Annotated in this window: 14 protein-coding genes and 1 tRNA gene; 11 read left to right on the top strand and 4 right to left on the bottom strand. The window is 37.0% G+C overall.

Features of this window, described 5'->3' with window-relative positions; translation table 11 throughout:
* Positions 1–26: 26 nt before the first annotated feature.
* The 4 genes from purM (at position 27) to purD (ending at position 4572) form a co-directional block, all read left to right on the top strand.
* Positions 27–1049: a phosphoribosylformylglycinamidine cyclo-ligase gene (gene purM, locus K412_RS0101735; RefSeq protein ID WP_024831505.1), complete on the top strand. Its 1023-nt coding sequence runs from the start codon at positions 27–29 to the stop codon at positions 1047–1049.
* Entirely contained in the window at positions 1043–1666 is a 624-nt protein-coding gene (purN, locus tag K412_RS0101730) for a phosphoribosylglycinamide formyltransferase (protein ID WP_024831504.1), read from the top strand. The genes purM and purN overlap by 7 nt, the downstream gene beginning before the upstream one ends.
* Before the next feature lie 30 nt (positions 1667–1696).
* Complete coding sequence (gene purH, locus K412_RS0101725; RefSeq protein ID WP_024831503.1) at positions 1697–3241, top strand: bifunctional phosphoribosylaminoimidazolecarboxamide formyltransferase/IMP cyclohydrolase; 1545 nt, start codon at positions 1697–1699, stop codon at positions 3239–3241.
* A gap of 71 nt (positions 3242–3312) precedes the next feature.
* Positions 3313–4572 (top strand): phosphoribosylamine--glycine ligase, encoded by a 1260-nt coding sequence (gene purD / locus K412_RS0101720; RefSeq protein WP_024831502.1) that lies wholly within the window; start codon positions 3313–3315, stop codon positions 4570–4572.
* A gap of 85 nt (positions 4573–4657) precedes the next feature.
* Here the strand turns inward: purD and K412_RS0101715 are convergent, their stop codons facing one another.
* Complete coding sequence (locus tag K412_RS0101715) at positions 4658–5908, bottom strand: methyl-accepting chemotaxis protein (protein ID WP_024831501.1); 1251 nt, start codon at positions 5906–5908, stop codon at positions 4658–4660.
* A gap of 242 nt (positions 5909–6150) precedes the next feature.
* Between K412_RS0101715 and K412_RS0101710 the strand changes: the two genes are divergently transcribed.
* The 3 genes from K412_RS0101710 (at position 6151) to K412_RS0101700 (ending at position 10265) form a co-directional block, all read left to right on the top strand.
* Complete coding sequence (locus K412_RS0101710) at positions 6151–7524, top strand: beta/alpha barrel domain-containing protein (protein ID WP_024831500.1); 1374 nt, start codon at positions 6151–6153, stop codon at positions 7522–7524.
* Between the two features lie 111 nt (positions 7525–7635).
* Complete coding sequence (locus tag K412_RS0101705) at positions 7636–9564, top strand: aconitate hydratase (protein WP_024831499.1); 1929 nt, start codon at positions 7636–7638, stop codon at positions 9562–9564.
* Between the two features lie 29 nt (positions 9565–9593).
* Positions 9594–10265 carry a GntR family transcriptional regulator gene (locus K412_RS0101700; protein WP_024831498.1) on the top strand — a complete coding sequence of 224 codons (672 nt, stop codon included), beginning with the start codon at positions 9594–9596 and terminating at the stop codon, positions 10263–10265.
* A gap of 92 nt (positions 10266–10357) precedes the next feature.
* Here the strand turns inward: K412_RS0101700 and K412_RS0101695 are convergent, their stop codons facing one another.
* The 3 genes from K412_RS0101695 to K412_RS0101685 form a co-directional block, all read right to left on the bottom strand.
* The gene (locus K412_RS0101695) at positions 10358–11455 is read right to left on the bottom strand and encodes a hypothetical protein (RefSeq protein WP_024831497.1); all 1098 of its coding nucleotides are present in this window, start codon (positions 11453–11455) and stop codon (positions 10358–10360) included.
* A complete protein-coding gene (locus K412_RS0101690; RefSeq protein WP_024831496.1) occupies positions 11443–11925 on the bottom strand; it encodes an RNA polymerase sigma factor in 483 nt (160 codons plus the stop codon). The genes K412_RS0101695 and K412_RS0101690 overlap by 13 nt, the downstream gene beginning before the upstream one ends.
* Before the next feature lie 199 nt (positions 11926–12124).
* Positions 12125–12200: transfer RNA gene (locus K412_RS0101685), tRNA-Glu, on the bottom strand.
* A gap of 139 nt (positions 12201–12339) precedes the next feature.
* Between K412_RS0101685 and K412_RS0101680 the strand changes: the two genes are divergently transcribed.
* The 4 genes from K412_RS0101680 (at position 12340) to K412_RS0101665 (ending at position 16175) form a co-directional block, all read left to right on the top strand.
* Positions 12340–13746 (top strand): RsmF rRNA methyltransferase first C-terminal domain-containing protein, encoded by a 1407-nt coding sequence (locus K412_RS0101680; RefSeq protein ID WP_024831495.1) that lies wholly within the window; start codon positions 12340–12342, stop codon positions 13744–13746.
* Between the two features lie 31 nt (positions 13747–13777).
* Positions 13778–14518 carry a pseudouridine synthase gene (locus K412_RS0101675; RefSeq protein WP_422784873.1) on the top strand — a complete coding sequence of 247 codons (741 nt, stop codon included), beginning with the start codon at positions 13778–13780 and terminating at the stop codon, positions 14516–14518.
* Between the two features lie 14 nt (positions 14519–14532).
* Positions 14533–15702 carry a class I SAM-dependent methyltransferase gene (locus K412_RS0101670; RefSeq protein WP_024831493.1) on the top strand — a complete coding sequence of 390 codons (1170 nt, stop codon included), beginning with the start codon at positions 14533–14535 and terminating at the stop codon, positions 15700–15702.
* A gap of 101 nt (positions 15703–15803) precedes the next feature.
* Positions 15804–16175 carry a carbohydrate-binding protein gene (locus K412_RS0101665; protein WP_024831492.1) on the top strand — a complete coding sequence of 124 codons (372 nt, stop codon included), beginning with the start codon at positions 15804–15806 and terminating at the stop codon, positions 16173–16175.
* Positions 16176–16378: the final 203 nt, after the last annotated feature.

The raw sequence follows: 16378 nt of genomic DNA, 5'->3' as shown, positions 1-16378 counted from the left end.
AACAAATTTCTTTGGAGGTAAATTGCATGACCACTTATAGAGAAGCAGGTGTAGATGTTGAGGCAGGTTATGAAGCTGTAAGATTAATGAAAAATCATGTAAAGCGTACATTCAGGCCTGAGGTTATGACAGAACTGGGGGGCTTCGGAGGGCTTTTCAGTTTGGATAAATCTAAGTACGAACAGCCGGTATTGGTTTCAGGAACTGATGGAGTAGGAACAAAGCTAAAAATTGCGTTTTTGACAGATAAGCATGATACTGTTGGTATTGACTGTGTTGCAATGTGTGTTAACGATGTAGTATGTAGCGGAGCGGAGCCGCTGTTTTTTCTGGATTATGTTGCAGTTGGCAAGAATTATCCAGAAAAGGTTGCACAAATTGTAAAAGGGGTAGCCGATGGCTGCGAAATGTCAGGCTGTTCTCTTATTGGAGGAGAAACCGCTGAAATGCCGGGTTTTTATCCTGTTGATGAATATGATTTAGCAGGTTTTACAGTAGGAATTGTTGATAAAAACAAAATAATAGACGGTAAAAAAATCAAAGCAGGGGATAAATTAATCGGACTTCCGTCATCAGGAATTCACAGTAATGGGTATTCTTTAGTAAGAAAGCTTATAAACCCTACTGAAAACAACCTTAAAGAATATGTTGAAAAGCTTGGCTGTACTTTAGGCGAAGAACTTTTAAAGCCAACAAAAATATATGTAAAAGTAATTCTTGACCTAATTGAAAAATATGAGATAAAGGGAATATCCCATATTACAGGCGGAGGATTCATAGAGAATATTCCGAGAATGATTCCGAAAGGGTTGCGTGTTAAAATTCAAAAAGGTTCATGGCCTGTGCTTCCAATATTTGATTTACTCAGAGACCTTGGCAATATGGCTGATAAAGATAATTTTAACACTTTTAATATGGGAATCGGAATGGTTCTGGCTGTTGATGAACAAAAAGCGGATGAAATCATCAGTTATCTTGATTCCAAAGGCGAAAAGGCTTACCTTATCGGTTCAGTAACTGAAGGCGAAGCAGGGGTGGATATATGTTAAATATAGGAGTACTGGTATCAGGAGGAGGTTCTAACCTTCAGGCCATTATAGACAAAATAGAAAGCGGCTACATAAAAAATGTCAGTATAGTTACAGTAGTTTCTAGCAAGCCTGATGCATATGCTCTGGAAAGGGCTAAAAAGCACGGTATAAAAGGTATATGTATATCCAGAAAAACTTTTAACAACATAGATGAATATGACGAAGCACTGATAAGTCATTTTAAAGCACATGAGGTTGATTTGGTTGTAATGGCAGGGTTTCTTTCAATACTGGGAGAACGCTTTACAAAGGCTTATGAAGGTAGGGTAATTAACATTCATCCGGCTTTGATTCCCTCATTTTGTGGAAAAGGTTTTTATGGAATCATACCTCATCAGAAAGTAATTGAGTCCGGTGTCAAAGTTACAGGAGCCACAGTACATTTTGTTGAGCTGGAGGCTGATGCAGGCCCTATAATACTTCAAAAAGCAGTTTATGTTCAAGATGATGATACACCTGAAATTTTGCAAAAGAGAGTAATGGAACAAGCTGAGTGGGAAATATTACCAGAAGCAATACGTCTTTTTGCGGAAAACAGGTTGGTAATTGAAGGAAGACGAGTTAAGATAATTTAGTTTAAATAAATGGATTGGAGGATTTTTTTAATGATTAAGCGTGCATTAATAAGTGTTTCAGACAAAACAGGTATTGTTGAGTTTGCATCTGCCTTGGCTTCAAAGGGTGTAGAGATAATTTCCACTGGAGGTACTGCAAAAACTCTTTCAGAAGCAGGGCTAAAAGTTATAAACATATCTGATATAACAGGTTTTCCTGAATGTCTCGACGGAAGAGTAAAAACTCTTCATCCAAAGGTACACGCAGGACTTCTTGCAATAAGAAGCAATGAAGAACATATGAAGCAGATAAAAGATTTGGGCGTTGAAACAATTGACATGGTAATAATAAATCTTTATCCATTCAAACAGACAATTTTAAAAGGTAATGTTGAGCTGGAAGAAGCTATAGAGAACATAGATATAGGTGGGCCTACAATGCTTAGAGCAGCTGCAAAGAACTATCAGGATGTTACAGTTATTGTTGACCCTGCTGATTATGAAAAAGTACTTAGCGAAATGAATCAATCAGGAGATGTAAGTGTTAATACAAAATTCAGATTGGCATACAAGGTTTTTGAACATACAAGTCATTATGATACTTTGATAGCAAAATATCTGAGAGACACTCTTGGAGATATTGATTTCCCTGAAACTTTATCACTTACATATGAAAAGGTTCAGGATATGCGTTACGGCGAGAATCCACATCAAAAAGCAGTATTCTACAAAGAAGTTGGAGCAAACAAAGGACTTCTCCCAAGTGCAGTACAACTTCACGGTAAAGAACTATCCTTTAATAATATAAATGATACAAACGGAGCTATTGAACTGGTAAAGGAATTCGACGAGCCTACTGTTGTTGCAGTAAAGCACACAAACCCTTGTGGTGTTGGCAGTGCAGACAATATATATGATGCTTATATGAGAGCTTATGAATCCGACCCTGTTTCTATTTTTGGAGGAATTATTGCTGCAAATAGGGAAATTGATAAGAAAACTGCAGAAGAAATCAATAAGATATTTGTAGAAATAGTTGTTGCACCATCATTTACAGATGAAGCATTGGCAATTCTTACTCAAAAGAAAAACATTAGAATATTGAAGCTTGAGAATATTACTGACAAGATATCACCTGATTCTTACGATATGAAAAAGGTTGCGGGCGGTTTACTTGTGCAAAAATATAACAGTGAGCTGTTAAATCCGGATGAATTAAAATGTGTGACTAATGTACAACCTACAAAGGAACAGATGGAAGACTTAATTTTTGCAATGAAGGTTGTAAAACATACTAAGTCAAATGCAATAACTCTTGCAAAGGGCAAAATGACAATAGGCGTTGGCCCTGGTCAGACAAATAGAATTGTACCTACAAAGGTAGCTATCGAATATGCGGGAGATAGGTCACAGGGAGCTGTAATGGCATCAGATGCATTCTTCCCGTTCTCAGATTGTGTTGAAGCTGCTGCGGCTGCCGGTATTAAGGCTATTATACAGCCCGGTGGTTCAGTAAGAGACCAGGAATCCATTGATGCATGTAATAAATACGGAATTGCAATGGTGTTTACAGGAATGAGACACTTTAAACACTAAAAAAGCCTGTCACTTGTGCTGCAAAGGATGATTAACTCGTAGAACAAGAGGAAAGATACGTGGAGGTATATATGAAGGTTCTTGTAGTTGGAGGGGGAGGAAGAGAGCATACCATTGTGTGGAAGCTCGCACAAAGCCCTAGAATAACTAAATTATACTGTGCACCTGGTAACGGTGGAATTTCCAGGATTGCAGAGTGTGTTCCCATAAAAGCAATGGATTTAGACGGAATAGTAACGTTCTCTAAAGAAAATAATATAGATATGGTAGTAGTAGCACCCGATGACCCACTTGCAGCAGGCTTGGTTGACAAGCTGACAGAAGCAGGAATAAGGGCTTTCGGGCCTGTTAAGGCAGCAGCTATAATCGAAGGAAGCAAGGCATTTTCAAAGGATTTAATGAAAAAATACAACATACCTACAGCCGGCTATATGGTATTTGACAACTGCTCAGATGCATTGCAATATCTGGATACCTGTTCGGCTCCTATTGTAGTAAAGGCTGATGGACTTGCTTTAGGTAAGGGCGTTATAATTGCTCAGACCATACAGGAAGCTAAGGATGCCGTAAATGGTATGATGAATGATAAGATTTTCGGCGATGCCGGAAACAGGGTGGTAATAGAAGAATTTATTCAGGGACCTGAAGTTTCTATATTAGCATTTACAGACGGGAATACAATTGTCCCTATGGTTTCTTCTCAGGACCACAAGCGAGTTTTTGACAAGGACCAGGGACCGAATACAGGGGGAATGGGTACTTTTTCTCCAAGCCCTCTATATGATAAAAAGTTGGCTGAATACTGCATGAATGAAATATTCATACCTACGGTAGAGGCTATGAAAAAAGAAGGACGTAAATTCAAAGGAGTTCTATATTTTGGTTTAATGATAACTAAAGATGGTCCTAAGGTTTTGGAATATAATGCCCGTTTTGGTGATCCTGAAACACAGGTTGTTCTACCTAGATTAAAAACTGACCTTTTAGATATTTTTGAAGCAATCATTGACGAAAGACTAAATGATGTAAAAATTGAATGGGATGACAATTCAGCTGTATGCGTAATAGCTGCTTCCGGAGGTTATCCTGGCAAGTATGCTACAGGAATAGAAATAAAAGGCATTAGCGAAGCTGAAGCAAATGGTGAGACCATAGTGTTTCACGCTGGTACAACCTTCAAAGATGGTAAGTACTATACTGCCGGCGGGCGTGTACTGGGCGTTACGGCGGTAGAATCAACAATGGATAAGGCAATTGAAAAGGCATATGCAGGAATTGCAAAAATACAGTTTGAGGGTATGCACTACAGAAAAGATATTGGAAGAAAGTAGTCTTAGAGATACAACTTTATATATAAAAAATGGAGATTAAAAAGTATCATCTTTTTAATCTCCATTTTTATATTGATTTTTAAAATTATCTCAATTTATATTTCTTTAGCTTGTTATCCAACTGCTTAACCAACTGATTTAAGCTTTCTGATGCAACCTTCATATCATCAATAATTTTAAGCTGATTTTCGGTAGTAGCAGCAACTTCCTCGCTTGACGCTGCTGTTTGCTGAGACACAGATGATATATTTTCTATTGCACTGATAACTTCGCTCTTATCTGTTTGCATTTTAATAACTGCTTCGTTTACATCATTTATTTTAGAAACTATAAAATCAATAGCATTTGCAATATCGCTGAAAGAGCTGTTTGTCTTATCAACGGCAATATTTTGCTCCTGTGATACTTTTTTCATTATTTCCATTGAAGATATAGCCAAAGCAGATTCTTCCTGAATACTTTCCATCATGTTGTTTATCTCTTCTGTAGACTTTCTGCTCTGGTCAGCAAGCTTACGTACTTCATCGGCAACTACGGCAAAACCTTTTCCAGCTTCACCAGCTCTTGCAGCCTCAATTGCAGCGTTTAGAGCAAGGAGGTTGGTTTGCTCAGCTATGTTTTCAATTGATTCAACAAATAGGCCGATATCTTTTGTTGTATTTGTAAGCTTTTCAACAACAGCAAATATTTTTTCAGAAGTCTCATATGTTTCTTTTGACTTATCTCTCAATGTAGTAACTGCTTTGAGACCAACGGTATTCAAATCAATGATTTTGTTGGTTTCGTTTGTGATTCCGCTGTAGCTTTCATATACGAAATTAATCTGGTCAGAAAGCTTATCAACAACCTGAACACCCATTTGAGCTTCTGCAGCTTGTGCTGAAGCGCCTTTTGCTATTTCATCAATAGTCTTTGATATTTCTTCAATAGCGTTTGATGCATTTTCGGCAGTAGAAGTTACTTTTCTAGACGCCTGAGTTATAGATAAGGAGAGATTAAAAAAACTTTCTATCAATGAACGTATATCACTGATTACAATATTTACTACAGACGCTACAAATCCTAAAATACCATATTGTTTAGGCTCAATCATTCGTGAAAAATCTCCTGACTTGAAGCCATCAATATCTTTAGAAAATCTTTTTATAGTTTTTTTGTATTGTAATCCTGACAGAACTATAAAAGTTATACAAGATACAAGACATGCAAAGAAGGTATATACAGCAAATGCCGGTTTGCCACTGATAATACCGCCAATAATGCACAAAACAATACTAATTATAGCACCGATACCATATAAATTGGTGGAGCTATTTCTTTCCTCAGTTTTTTTCATAACATGAATCCCCCCGATTTAGGTAAATGTATTAAATTTTAAGTATATATTTTATTATACAACAATAATTATGAATTGAAAATTAAATTCCTACCTATATACAAAATACTTCACAAATAAACAAAATTAACCAACTTGACATGCGATGTATTATTGTATACAATTATACACATATACAAATATTCATTAATACATAAAAGCAATATCGTTGATTTTATATTTTTTTGCAGGAGGTTTGATAAATGATAGAGTTCAACAAAAAATCCAATACATTGGAACAAACTCAGTATAAGTATTCACTTCAGGACGTTTCAGAGCCCAATTTATATAGAGAGATATATAACTATGATGATGTTCCAAAGTGTGCTTTTAATCACAGAAAAGTACCTATGTACCCTGCCGATGAGATTTGGATAACAGATACTACTTTCAGAGATGGACAGCAGTCGCGTGCCCCTTATACTGTAGAACAGATTGTTAAGCTTTACCAATATCTTCATCAGTTGGGAGGACCAAAGGGCTTAATCCGTCAGACTGAGTTTTTTCTTTACAGCGACAAGGATAAGGAAGCTGTATACAAATGTATGGAATTAGGTTATGATTTCCCGGAAATAACCAGTTGGATAAGGGCTTCAAAAAATGATTTCAAACTTGCTAAAGAGATGGGAATGAAAGAGACCGGCTTCTTGGTAAGCTGTTCTGATTATCATATTTTCAGAAAACTTAAAATGACCAGAAAACAAGCTATGGAGAGTTATCTGAGTGTTATAAAGGAAGCTATAAGCGTTGGCATTAAACCAAGATGCCATCTTGAAGATATAACAAGAGCTGATTTCTATGGATTTGTTATTCCTTTTGCATTAGAACTTAGAAAATTAATGGATGAAAGTGGAGTTCCTATAAAGATTAGGGCTTGCGATACAATGGGATATGGTGTTTCATACCCTGGTACTGCACTGCCAAGGAGTGTTCCAGGAATAATTTATGGTTTAAGACATCATGCCGGTTTCCCAAGTGAATTGCTTGAATGGCATGGTCATAATGATTTTTATAAAGCAGTAAGCAATTCTTCAACAGCTTGGTTATATGGCTGCTCATCAGTTAACTGTTCTCTTTTAGGTATTGGGGAGAGGACAGGTAATACTCCTCTTGAAGCAATGGTATTTGAATATGCATCTCTCAGGGGAACAACTGATGGTATGGATACAAGAATTATTACTGAGATTGCAGAATACTATGAAAAAGAACTTGATTATGAAATTCCGCCTAGAACACCTTTCGTAGGAAGACACTTCAACGTTACACAGGCAGGTATTCATGCAGACGGACTTTTGAAGGATGAGGAGATATACAATATTTTCAATACCGACAAGCTGCTTAACAGGCCAATAGGGGTTGCAATAAATCAAACATCTGGTCTTGCAGGTATTGCATTATGGATTAATAATTATTTCAGATTCAGAGGAAACGATTTAATTGACAAAAAAGATGAACGAGTTGGAAAAATAAAAGAATGGGTAGATGCTCAGTACAAAGCGGGCAGAATTACCTCTATAAGCGATAAGGAAATGCTTAATGGCATTAAGGAAATTGCACCTGATATTATTCCTTCTTGAAAATATGATATATAACATATGCTTTTTTACGTAAAAATGATATTATATTAAACGGATGCAATTATTTGAAAAACGTATTGATTAACATTGAATTAGGGGGTATTTTTTATAATGGGTTTGAACTTGGCACAAAAAATTATAAAGAACCATCTTGTTAGTGGAGATATGGTTGCAGGAAGTGAAATTTCCATTAAAATTGACCAGACTCTAACACAGGATTCTACAGGAACAATGGCTTATTTACAGTTTGAGGCTATTGGAATTCCAAGGGTTAAGACTAAAAAATCAGTAGCATATATTGACCACAACACTTTACAAGCAGGTTTTGAAAATGCCGATGACCACAAGTATATACAGACAGTTACTTCAAAGCACGGTATATACTTTTCAAAGCCAGGAAATGGCATTTGCCATCAGGTGCAGCTTGAGCGTTTCGGCGTACCTGGAATGACACTGTTGGGTTCTGACAGCCATACGCCAACTGGAGGCGGAATTGGAATGCTTGCAATTGGAGCCGGCGGTCTTGACGTTGCTGTTGCAATGGGCGGAGGACCTTACTATCTTACTATGCCTAAGGTTTGTAAGGTTGAGCTAAAAGGAAAACTTAATCCATGGTCTACAGCAAAAGATATTATATTAGAAGTTTTAAGGGTAATGTCTGTTAAGGGCGGAGTAGGAAAGATTATTGAATATGCAGGAGAGGGTATAAAAACTCTTACTGTTCCTGAAAGAGCAACTATTACAAATATGGGTGCCGAGATTGGTGCAACAACTTCAATTTTCCCAAGTGATGATGTAACATTGGAATTTCTCAAGGCTCAGGGAAGAGAGCAGGATTGGGTTGAGCTATTGCCGGATGCTGATGCGGTATATGAAGAACATATTGTTATCGATTTGTCATCTATTGAGCCAATGGCAGCTAAACCGCATAGCCCTGACAATGTTGAAAAGATATCAACTATTGGAAAAATAAAAGTTGATCAGGTAGCAATAGGAAGCTGTACTAATTCATCATATATGGATATGATGAAGGTTGCTGCAATACTAAAGGGTAAGACTATAAATCCAAATGTCAGTCTGGTAATTGCACCTGGTTCAAAACAGGTATTAACTATGCTTGCTCAAAACGGAGCTTTAGCGGATATGGTTGCAGCAGGAGCAAGAATTCTTGAGTCTGCATGTGGTCCATGTATAGGTATGGGACAGGCACCATGCTCTGATGCAGTTTCACTGAGAACCTTTAACAGAAACTTTGAAGGAAGAAGCGGAACTACTTCTGCAAAAGTATATCTGGTAAGTCCTGAGGTTGCTGCAGCAAGCGCACTTACTGGTGTATTGACTGACCCTAGAGAACTAGGAGAAGCTCCCAAGATAGAAATGCCTAAAGAGTTTGTTATAAATGATAATTTGGTTATAGAACCAGCTCCGGAGGGAAGCAATGTAGAGGTTGTTAGAGGACCGAATATCAAACCTTTCCCAATAAATAAAGCACTCGAAGATAAAGTTACGGGTAAAGCTCTTATAAAGGTTGGAGACAATATAACAACTGACCATATAATGCCTTCAAATGCAAAACTGTTACCTTTCAGGTCAAATGTTCCTTATCTTGCTGAATTCTGTTTAACTCCTTGTGATCCTGAATTCCCTGCAAGAGCAAAGGAAAACGGCGGCGGATTTATAATCGGAGGCTCAAACTACGGACAGGGTTCAAGTAGAGAACATGCTGCTCTTGCACCATTACAGCTGGGAATAAAGGGTGTTATTGCGAAATCCTTCGCTAGAATTCATATGGCTAACCTTATAAACTCAGGAATTATACCAATGACTTTTGAAAATGAAGCAGATTACGATAAAATAGATATGAATGATGAACTTGCAATAGATAATGCTATAGAACAGGTTAAAAATGCCGATACTATAGTTGTTAAGAATCTTACAAAGAATACACAGTTTAATGTAAAGGTTACTTTGTCAGACAGACAGGTGCAGATGATTCTTGCAGGAGGATTGCTTAACTATACTAAAGTAAACAATGGTTAAAAAAATATGCCCTAAGGGGAGTAGTTAAAATGGCTAAGCTGGACTACGATGAAAGTGATAACTTAGTAAATTCATTAAGGGGAAGGGTTTTCAATCAAATTCGCAAGCAGATTCTGACAGGAGTTTACAAACCCGGAGACAGTTTGATAGAGCTGCGTCTCTCAGAGGAGCTTGGAGTCAGCAGGACACCTATACGCGAAGCTATCAGGCAGCTTGAACTTGAAGGCCTTGTTGTATCGATACCAAATAAAGGTGCAGTAGTAAAGGGTGTTACTGATCAGGATGTTGAAGACATATTTACTATTAGAACAATGATTGAAGGCCTTGCTGCCAGATGGGCTGCAGAAAAGATTACTGAGGAAGAGATTGGTGAACTGAAAGAAGCTCTTGAATTTGAGGAGTTCTATACTATGAAGAACGATGCAGAGCACCTGATGAAATACGATTCCAAGTTTCATGATATTATTTTCAGAGCATGCAAAAGCAGACCATTGATGCATATGCTGAGTACTTTTCATCACTATATACAAAATGCCAGAAACAATTCATTTGAAACACCGGGAAGACCTGCGAAAGCCCTTGATGAGCATCGTGCAATATTCGAGGCAATAGTCAGGAAAGACGGAGATACTGCTGAGAAATTGACAATTGAGCATATTAGAAATGCCAGCAGGATTTTCAATGAAAAGCATCAAAAATAAGAAAACGTACAAAAATCAGACATCAAAACCATTAAAGGGCTAGATGTCTGATTTTTTAGTTAAACTGTTGCTTTATATTTGGTTATACATCTTTATTTCATTTCAAACGTATGCGTATCGTACTGATTCCTGTCAAAAAAGCTATGTCCTCGAAGGATGACTTCTCTTGGAAGTTTATCAAATGCCTGCAGTGAAATCTTTTCAATATAGTGTGTGTCATCGATTGTCTCTATGCCTCCGCCTGAAGCCGCTCCGTTTGGAATAACCTCCCCATATCTGTCAAGAAATTCAAATAATATACCGTCGTTTTGAGCATATTTTTCTTTGTCAAGAACAGTGAACTCTACTTCCGCGTAGGTAGATACAGCAGAGCTCTTTAGAGTAATTTTGTCTACTCGTATGCCACATTTCTCGTAGATGGCGGGTTCTTTGCTGGTTATAATTTTTTTTGTTCCGGTATTTTTGAGTGTGACGGAGAGAGTCGTATCTTTTCTGCTGTCCATATCTAGTGTATACTTGCCGTTTTCTGTGACAAAAGGAATAGCAACACATTTAAATTCCACATCCGACGAAATTGAATCACCTTCATAAGGTCCATCAAGCATATATACAAGGGTACCGTCTTCTTTAAGCAGATAAGAGATAGAACAGTTAGCTTTACTGATAACTACGGATGTTTGAAACATAACTTTATTGTTTTTACGGGCGTAATCGGCAATAGTACCGGTTTGATTACTGAATATCGGTCCCATATTTTTGATTTCGTCCAACGGATAGGCATCTGGACCCAACAGAAGGAAATCGGGCGAAGATGGCTTGACATCCAGAACGATATAAACACTTTGCCCGTCATATACAGCCTCTCGTGCCGTAAAAGTTGCAATATTGGTATTGTTACCTTTTTGAGGGGGGAACTTTTGTACAATTGAGGAAGCTTCTGGTAAAACCTTTATATTATTTTTTCTTCCACTAAGGAAATCAAGTATTCCCCAGGTATTAGTAAAAGCTAAAATAGTTCCGGCAGACAGTATGCAGACAATAGTAATAACAGCTACCAGTCTAAAATATATTTTTTTCAAAGGTTTTGCGTCTTTTTTTGATTGGATACTGGTCAAAGTTTGATATACATTATTGACAAAGTCTTCATCAGCCTGACCGAAAGCATTCTTCAATTCATTCATGTCTCGCATGGCAATTGGACCTCCTCGGATAAAATTATTTTCAGTTCTTGTCGTCCCCGTAGCATACGTGATTTAACAGTGCCTTGTGGACATCGTAAAATTTGTGAAATCTCACCTATTGAAAATCCTTCAATATAGTGAAGAATAATGGGTATACGGAGCGTTTCATCTATACTGAACAGCGCATCATGCAGCTCTAAATTGGCATCCTTAGGCGCGACTCGTTCAGGTAATTCATTCAACGGTAATTCACGGCCTTTTTTTCTCTGAATATTATGGCATTCGTTGATAAGAATACGAACTACCCAAGTCTGCATAAAGCGCTCATCTTTAAGTTGATGGCGCTTTTTCCACGCCTTGTATAAACATTCCTGAACTGCCTCGTCTCGGTCACAGCTTTGTGGAAGCTGTGCATAACTTATGCGATACAGAGTTTGCATCATTGCCACAATCCGCGTTGAAAATTCGTCACTTGTCACTCTTTTATCCCCCCCTTGTTTATTCTTTTTATTTTGACCGGTCAGCTATTAGACGGCTAAGAACCGCTTTTGGTTTTCATATGTAAAAATATTTATTATTCTATATATTTTTACGTTCAAAGCATATTTCAGGGAAAATGACAGACTATTTACTTGAGCATATAAAAAGAAACTTTGCAAATTATGCAAAGTTTCTTTTTGGTGACCCATAGGGGATTCGAACCCCTGTTACCGCCGTGAGAGGGCGGTGTCTTAGGCCACTTGACCAATGGGCCATTTTTTAATGACAAAAGCTATTATAGCATGGTGATACCTATTTTTCAAGTACGGCTTACAAAATTTAATAAATTCTTTTATAAGTATGTGTTATAATAACACCTGTAAAAATTTAAACATAGGAGTTATATTTGCAATATGAAACTACCAATTGAATTTGTTGAGAAAATGCAGGGTCTGATGGGCGAAGAATTCGACAGCTACCTTGAATCATATAAAAAACCAAGATTTTATGGCCTTAGAGTAAATACTTTAAAAATTTCAGTAGATGAATTCTTAAAAATAGCACCCTTTCATCTTGAACCAGTACCATGGACCAAGGATGGTTTTTATTATCAAGAGGGAGATAATCCCGGGAGACATCCGTATTATTATGCGGGCTTATACTATATTCAGGAACCCAGTGCCATGCTTCCAGGTGCTGTTATAGGAGTAAAGCCGGGGGAAAGGGTTTTAGACCTTTGTGCTGCACCGGGAGGCAAAACTGTCCAAATGGCTGCCCAGATGAAGGGACAGGGTTTGCTTGTGGCTAACGACATTAACTCAGAGAGAGTTAAGGCGCTGGTTAAGAATATTGAGCTTGCAGGGGTAAGAAATGCTATTGTTTTGAATGAATCTCCCGATAAACTGGCTGTAAACTTTGAGAATTACTTTGACAAAATAATGGTTGATGCACCTTGTTCAGGTGAAGGAATGTTTCGTAAGGATGAAGATGCTGTAAAAAGCTGGGAAAAATTTAAATGTGAAAAGTGCTGCACAATGCAGTGGGATATTCTTCAAAAGGTTGATACTATGTTAAAGCCCGGAGGCATTATTTTATATTCGACCTGTACCTTTTCACCTGAAGAGGATGAGTTAATGATTGAAAGGTTCATGGATGAACACAAAGGTAGTTACGAGTTGCTGGAAATACCTAAAGTCGGTGGTATTGAGGGAGGCCGTATAGAGTGGTCAAAAGGAGGATATGACTTTGAAAAAGCTGCTCGTCTATGGCCCCATAAACTTAATGGTGAAGGACATTTTGCAGCATTGCTGAGAAAAAAAGATTCCCCAGAAAACTCCTATGAAAATGAAGTATTCAAATCGGATTATAAATCCCAAGCCATGAGGATAAAGGATATCAAGGATGTAAATCAATTTAACTCTCAGTTGGGTGAATTTGTTGAAAGTAACACCAACCTGAATCTAGACGGATATTTATTTCAAAAGGGAGCCAATCTTTATCATTTACCCGTTGAATGTCCTGATTTATCGGGTCTAAAGGTTGCAAAATTCGGCTGGTATCTTGGAGAAATTGGCAACAAAGGCTTTATACCTTCCCATTCCTTGGCAGTATCAATGAATATAAGGGAACTAAAGAATACTATAAGCTTCAAGTCGGATTCACGTGAAGTTAACAGTTATTTGAAGGGCGAAACACTGATTGTTTCAAGTGAAAAAGGTTATACTGGCGTTTGTGTGGATGATTTTCCACTTGGATGGGCAAAGCAAACCGGAGATATGCTTAAAAATCTATATCCCAAAGGGTGGAGAAAAATGTCCTAAGATACTAAATTCCCATAAAGAAGGAGAGTATATATTGAAACAACGATTGGATAAGGTTCTTTCAAATTTTGGTTTCGGTTCAAGAAATGACATTAAGAGTGCGGTCAGAAAAGGTCTGGTTACAGTTGACGGGCAAATTGTAAAAGACAGCGGAATTCACGTTGACCCTGAATCAAATATTATTGAAATGAATGGACAAAGACTGAATTACCGCAAGTTTATATACATTATGATGAACAAGCCCCAGGGGGTTATTTCGGCTACAAGCGACAGAAAACAAAGAACTGTTTTTGATATTCTTCCAGAAGAATACAAGTGTTTTGACCTTTTTCCAGCAGGAAGGCTGGATATAGATACGGAAGGCCTTGTACTTATGACAAATGACGGTCAGCTTTCCCATGAAATACTTTCACCTAAAAAGCATGTTCCAAAACAGTATTATGCAAAAGTCCTTGGAAGGGTTAATCAGAATGATGCAGAGGCTTTCAGTCGAGGAGTAACACTTGATGATGGGTATAAGACACTTCCCGCGACATTGGAAATATTAAAATCCAATGATGTATCAGAAATAAAACTCACAATTGTAGAGGGAAAATTTCATCAGGTAAAGAGAATGTTTGAGGCTGTAGGCAAAAAAGTAATTTATTTAAAGCGACTAAGTATGGGAAATCTTAAATTGGATGAGAATTTGAAACTTGGAGAATGTAAAGAACTTGGGGAAAGTGACATTGAACTGCTGAAGCAGGCAGTAATTATTGATAATAAAAAATAGTTGAGGTTAGAGATATGAATAAAAAAAGTATACAAAAACTGGTGCTCTTTCTGACAGGACTGGAGCAGAGAATTGTAGACAATTCAAGCTTTTTTAAGGGTATAGTTATAAAACTTAAATCAGGTACAAAGCAGTATGAAGCCAATATAATTCTAAAGGATAATAAGCTGTTCTTAAATTACAATGGCAGGACTGACAAACTGGAAATTTCCTGGCTTAGTGCTAGAGTCTCAAAGATTGCCGAAAGCTACGAAGCATTAACCCTTATTTATGAAGAAAGAGGGACTTCTATATTAATTGAAGCAGATGACAAAAATGTTAAAATGAGGACAAAAGATACTGAAACTTTAGAGTCCTCAAAAGGCCATAATGAAACCGCACAGATAGCAAACAGGGATTACTTTATTAAAGTGGGACCTGCGGATGATGTATTAAAGGCTATTGGTATTCTTGGGGATAACGGCAAAATAAGAAATGATATGATAAGAAAGTATAACCAGATTGACCACTATATCGAATTAGTTGACGGTATGCTTAAAACTTTATGCTCAAAATACGGAAGCTTAAACGTAATTGATTGTGGGTGCGGTAAGTCATATCTTTCTTTTGTTCTGAACTATTATATAAAGGACGTTCTGAAAAAGAACTGCTATTTTACCGGTCTGGATATTTCTAAAACTGTAATCGATGCATCACATAAAATTGCAGAAAGCCTTGACTACAAGAATATGGATTTCAAAATAACAGACATAAGAGATTATACTGCTGATAAGGACATTCATCTTGTAATAAGTCTTCATGCCTGTGATACGGCTACGGATGAAGCAATAAGTTTGGCTGTAAGGAACAATGCAAAGGCAATGGTTATGGTGCCTTGCTGCCAAAAGGAAATATTGAGCCAGTATTCTTTTGACATACTTCACAGCATTACAAAGCATGGAGTTCTGAAGGCACGTTTAGCAGATGTACTTACGGATGGGATACGTTTACTGATTCTTGAAGCACTTGGCTATAAGGTTTCAATTGTAGAATATGTTTCACCTCTGGAAACCCCGAAAAATCTTATGATAAGAGCTGAAAAAGCAGGAGGCATAAACTACAGCCTTCTAGATGAGTACAAGAAGCTTAAGGAGGTACTGGGGATACATCCTACTATTGAAAAACTCATAGAGCCATATTTTTAATTGAAAGTGGCAATTTTTGACAGATATAATTCCCATATAGTATAATGTTTGGTAAGTATTAGCTGTGATATTTATTGAAGATTCATCAAGGGGGGGACTACATGGCACAGAAAAATTATGAGAAGAATGGAGTTTTTTTATCAAAAAAAACTTTGTACAGCGGAGATAAAATAATTCTGAAATATAACGGGTTACTCTGCCAAGATGGAGCAGAGAATATATATGCTCATGTTGGTTTCGGAGAAAACTGGGAAAATAAATATTTTGTCACAATGGCAAAAGAAAACGGTGAATTTATTGCTGAAATTGATATAAAAGACGGTAAAACCTGTGGTATTTGTTTTAAAGATTCAGCGGATAATTGGGATAATAATTCCGGAGAGAATTATGTTTTTACAATATCTAAGAAAATTGTGAGAAAGAAAAAATTAACGAAAAAAAGCGATACAGCAAAAATAAAGCATAAAGATTAAATGATTTATCATATTTTGATTATTTTTGCAGGATATTTTGCAAATATATAGAATAGGATAAATCGGATGTATTTATTTTTATAAAATTCTTATAATTAAGTATAATATTATCCGGTGTTGAAAAAATATTTTATATGAGATTATGCTGATTGTACGGTAGTTTGTCTGTATAGTTACATACTGCAGGTAATAAAAAGATGGGG

Source organism: Ruminiclostridium josui JCM 17888, assembly GCF_000526495.1.
Taxonomy (GTDB): domain Bacteria; phylum Bacillota; class Clostridia; order Acetivibrionales; family DSM-1351; genus Ruminiclostridium; species Ruminiclostridium josui.
This window is presented reverse-complemented; position numbering and strand designations above follow the sequence as displayed.

Excerpts from the sequence above, each read along its gene's own strand:
- purM (WP_024831505.1), top strand. The coding sequence starts at position 27 with ATGACCACTTATAGAGAAGCAGGTGTAGATGTTGAGGCAGGTTATGAA.
- purN (WP_024831504.1), top strand. The coding sequence starts at position 1,043 with ATGTTAAATATAGGAGTACTGGTATCAGGAGGAGGTTCTAACCTTCAG.
- purH (WP_024831503.1), top strand. The coding sequence starts at position 1,697 with ATGATTAAGCGTGCATTAATAAGTGTTTCAGACAAAACAGGTATTGTT.
- purD (WP_024831502.1), top strand. The coding sequence starts at position 3,313 with ATGAAGGTTCTTGTAGTTGGAGGGGGAGGAAGAGAGCATACCATTGTG.
- K412_RS0101715 (WP_024831501.1), bottom strand. The coding sequence starts at position 5,908 with ATGAAAAAAACTGAGGAAAGAAATAGCTCCACCAATTTATATGGTATC.
- K412_RS0101710 (WP_024831500.1), top strand. The coding sequence starts at position 6,151 with ATGATAGAGTTCAACAAAAAATCCAATACATTGGAACAAACTCAGTAT.
- K412_RS0101705 (WP_024831499.1), top strand. The coding sequence starts at position 7,636 with ATGGGTTTGAACTTGGCACAAAAAATTATAAAGAACCATCTTGTTAGT.
- K412_RS0101700 (WP_024831498.1), top strand. The coding sequence starts at position 9,594 with ATGGCTAAGCTGGACTACGATGAAAGTGATAACTTAGTAAATTCATTA.
- K412_RS0101695 (WP_024831497.1), bottom strand. The coding sequence starts at position 11,455 with ATGCGAGACATGAATGAATTGAAGAATGCTTTCGGTCAGGCTGATGAA.
- K412_RS0101680 (WP_024831495.1), top strand. The coding sequence starts at position 12,340 with ATGAAACTACCAATTGAATTTGTTGAGAAAATGCAGGGTCTGATGGGC.
- K412_RS0101670 (WP_024831493.1), top strand. The coding sequence starts at position 14,533 with ATGAATAAAAAAAGTATACAAAAACTGGTGCTCTTTCTGACAGGACTG.
- K412_RS0101665 (WP_024831492.1), top strand. The coding sequence starts at position 15,804 with ATGGCACAGAAAAATTATGAGAAGAATGGAGTTTTTTTATCAAAAAAA.